Origin of the sequence: Streptomyces mexicanus (genome assembly GCF_902506575.1) — a bacterium.
In the GTDB taxonomy this organism is placed as follows: domain Bacteria; phylum Actinomycetota; class Actinomycetes; order Streptomycetales; family Streptomycetaceae; genus Streptomyces; species Streptomyces mexicanus.
Genome location: NZ_LR732695.1, coordinates 1 through 3,165 on the forward strand (window position 1 = coordinate 1; position 3,165 = coordinate 3,165).

Consider the following 3,165-nt stretch of genomic DNA (forward strand, 5'->3'; position numbering starts at 1 on the left):
GGCGTCGAGGCCGTACCAGCGCAGCATGCGGCACCAGCGGTCCCGCTCGTGCTCGTCGGCGTACCAGGGCGGGCCGTCGATCCCGGGGGTGTCGGGGTGCGCGAAGGCGAACAGCCGCCCGGGGCCGAGACCCGCGAGCAGCAGGTGGCTGGGCGGGCCGTTGCCGTGCAGGTCGACGGCGACGTCCGGGGGCGGGCCGGCCCAGTTGAGGGTGCGCGGGACGGCGCGGCCGGGCGCGGATGCCGGCAGCAGCCGGTCGACGGTGCCGGTGGCGGCGACGACCTCCCGCAGCTCCTCGGGCGCGGCGAGCACCAGTTCGTGGCCGGGAAAGCCGCGCCGCAGAGCGCGCAGCGCGGGTACGCCGGCCAGCAGGGCGCCGAGCCCCAGCGCCCGCAGGACGAGCACGCGGGGGGTGCGCCGCGCCGCCGTGGTGCCGGTCATCGCGCCCCCTCGGCCGCCCTGGCCATCAGGGCCGTCGAGGAGCGGCCGTCGAGGTACGGCAGCAGCACGGCCTGGCCGCCCCACTCCTGCAGCAGGGCCGCCTCGGGCAGTTCGGCCGCCGCGTAGTCGCCGCCCTTGACCCAGACGTCGGGGCGGAGTTCGGCGAGGAGTCGTTCGGGGGTGTCCTCGTCGAAGACGGCCACGGCGTCCACGCAGGCCAGGGCGCGCAGCACGCGGACGCGGTCGGCGAGCGGGTTGACCGGCCGGCCCTCGCCCTTGCGGCGGCGCACGGAGGCGTCGGAGTTGACGCAGACGACCAGGCAGTCGCCGATGCGCCGGGCCGCCTGGAGCAGGCCGACGTGTCCGGCGTGCAGCAGGTCGAAGCAGCCGCCCGCGGCGACGACGGTGCCGCCGGCGGCCCGGACGCGGGCGATGACGGCCGCGGGGTCGTCCCCGGGCGCGGGCGGTCCCGGCGGGGGCGGGGCGCCGGGGGGGTGCGCGGGCGCCCCGGCTCCGCGCGCAGTGCGGGAGGGGTGCGAAGTGCCGGAGGGGTGCGCAGGGCCGGCCAGGGCGCCCGCGCCGCCGGCGCCGACGAAGGCGCTCGCCGCGGTGACCGCGCCCTCCACGGCCTCGCCGACCAGCGCGCCGTCCGCGAGCAGTCCGGCCGCCGTCGCCGCGAACCGGTCCCCCGCGCCGCACGCGTCGCCGTGGTGGTCGGCGGTCGCGGGCACCAGCAGCGGGTGCTCCCCGTACGACAGCAGCGCGCCGCGCGCCCCGAGCGTGACGGTCACGGCGCCCACCCGCCAGTGCCGTACCAGGGCGGCGGCCTCCTCGGTGACGGTGCGCAGGTCGCTGCGCCGGCCGGTGGCCTCGTCGGGGGGTGCGCCCGGGGTGCCGGGCGCCGGCCGGTCGCCGGTCAGCCCGGCCGCGAAGCCGCGGGCCTCGGAGCGGGCCGGGGTGACCAGGCGGGTGCCCGGCGTGGGCGGGCCGCCGCGCGGGTGCGGGTCCCACACCACCGGGGGCCGCCTGCGCAGCTCCTCGCGCAGCGCGTGGGCGGCGCCCCGGCCGTAGTCGGAGACCAGGACGGCGGGCCCGGCGGCGAGCGCGGCACGGGCCGCGGCGGCGGCCTCGCGCACCCGGCCGCCGCCGCGGTCCAGGCGGGCCACCGGGCGGCCCTGGGCGAGGATGCGGGTCTTCTCCGGCAGCGCGCCGCTCATCGGCAGGGGGATCAGCTCCAGCCACGGTTCGAGGAGCCGGCGCAGTTCGCGGGCGGCCGGACCGTCGTCCAGGCCGGTGATCAGGGTGACGTCGCGGCCGTCGCGGGCGGCCAACCAGGCCGCCAAGGCCGCGCCGCCGGGTCGTACCCGCTCCGCGCAGTCGGCGACCACCGGCACGGGCGCGTCGGGCGCGAGCCGGTCGGCGTGCCCGGTCAGGTCGCGGTCGAGCAGGGCGTCGCCGACGACGACGAGAGGTGACTTCCCCGCCATGTCACCTCCCGCCCCGGTCCAGCGCCGCGTCGAACGCCGCGCAGACCATGTGCACCGCGACCAGGTGGAGTTCCTGCACGGTCGCCGTGGACGTCCCGGGTGCGCACAGCGCCTCGTCGCTGCCCGCGCTGAGCGGGTTGGGCGCGGGGCCGGTCAGCGCCCACACGTGCATGCCGGCGGCCCGCCCGGCGTCCGCGGCGGACAGCAGGTTGGCGCTGGCGCCGCTGGTGGACAGTAGCATCAGCACGTCGCCGCGGCGGCCGTGGGCGCGCCCCGGGCGGGCGAACACCTCGTCCCCGCCGTAGTCGTTGGCGATGGCCGTGGTGGAGGAGGTGTCGGCGTGCAGGGCGATCGCGGAGAACGGCGGCCGGTCGTCGCGGTAGCGGCCGACGAGTTCGGCGGGCAGGTGCTGGGCCTGGGCGGCGCTGCCGCCGTTGCCGGCGGCCAGCAGCCGTCCGCCGCCGCCGAGGACGGCGGCGAGCCGTTCGCCCCAGCGCTGGGTGATGTGCGCGGACGCGCGGAACTGGCCGAGGGCGACGAGGAGTTCGTCGCAGTGTCCGGTGACGGCCGGTGACTCGACGCTCATGACGCCACCTCCGTGGGCTCGGTGGACTCGGTGGGCCGGCGAACGGTGTGCAATCAGGCCACCTCCGACTTCAGTTCGTGGCCGGCCGTCAGCCGGCGGTAGACCTGTTCGACGCCGTCGGCGACGCGCGGCCAGGTGAAGCGGGCCAGGACCCGGGCGCGGCCCGCGGTGCCGTAGCGGCGGCGGACGCGGTCGCTGCCGAGCAGGTCGCGGACGGCGGCGGCGACCGCGTCCGGGTCACCGGGGGTGACCAGGCGGCCGGTGCGGCCGTCGGCGACGGAGTCGCGGTGCCCGCCGACGTCGGTGGCGACGACGGGCACCGCGCAGGCCATCGCCTCCAGCGGCACGATGCCGAACGGCTCGTACACCGGCGTGCACAGCACCAGGGCGGCGCTGCGCATCAGCGCGGGCATGCGGGCCGGGTCGACGGCGCCGAGCAGGTGCACCCGGTCGCCGACGCCCTCTCGGTCGGCCAGTTCCCGCAGCCGCCGCGCCTCGGGTTCGCCGTCCAGGTGCTCGGGCGGCGGGCCGCCGGCGAGCAGCAGTTCGGTGTTCGGGATCCGGCTCAGGGCGCGGATCGCCAGATCGTAGCCCTTGCGGGGGACCAGCCGGCCGCAGGCGAGCAGCCGGTGGCGGCGGGCACGGCCGGGG

General features: G+C 79.0%; 4 protein-coding genes. All 4 read right to left on the reverse strand.

The genetic code is table 11. The features are described 5' to 3' along the window. Positions 1 to 441: glycosyltransferase family 9 protein (locus tag GV126_RS35375; protein WP_369123919.1), on the reverse strand; the 441-nt coding region annotated here is incomplete at its 3' end. Then, positions 438 to 1,928, reverse strand: coding sequence for a D-glycero-beta-D-manno-heptose 1-phosphate adenylyltransferase (rfaE2, locus tag GV126_RS35380; RefSeq protein WP_159675525.1), 1,491 nt, complete (start codon positions 1,926 to 1,928; stop codon positions 438 to 440). The genes rfaE2 and GV126_RS35375, both read right to left, overlap by 4 nt. 1 nt (position 1,929) lies before the next feature. Further along, positions 1,930 to 2,514, reverse strand: a complete 585-nt coding sequence (locus tag GV126_RS35385; RefSeq protein WP_159675527.1) for a D-sedoheptulose-7-phosphate isomerase — start codon at positions 2,512 to 2,514, stop codon at positions 1,930 to 1,932. Positions 2,515 to 2,567: 53 nt separating this feature from the next. Beyond that, positions 2,568 to 3,165 (reverse strand): glycosyltransferase (locus tag GV126_RS35390; protein ID WP_159675528.1); only part of this gene is annotated, 598 nt, incomplete at its 5' end.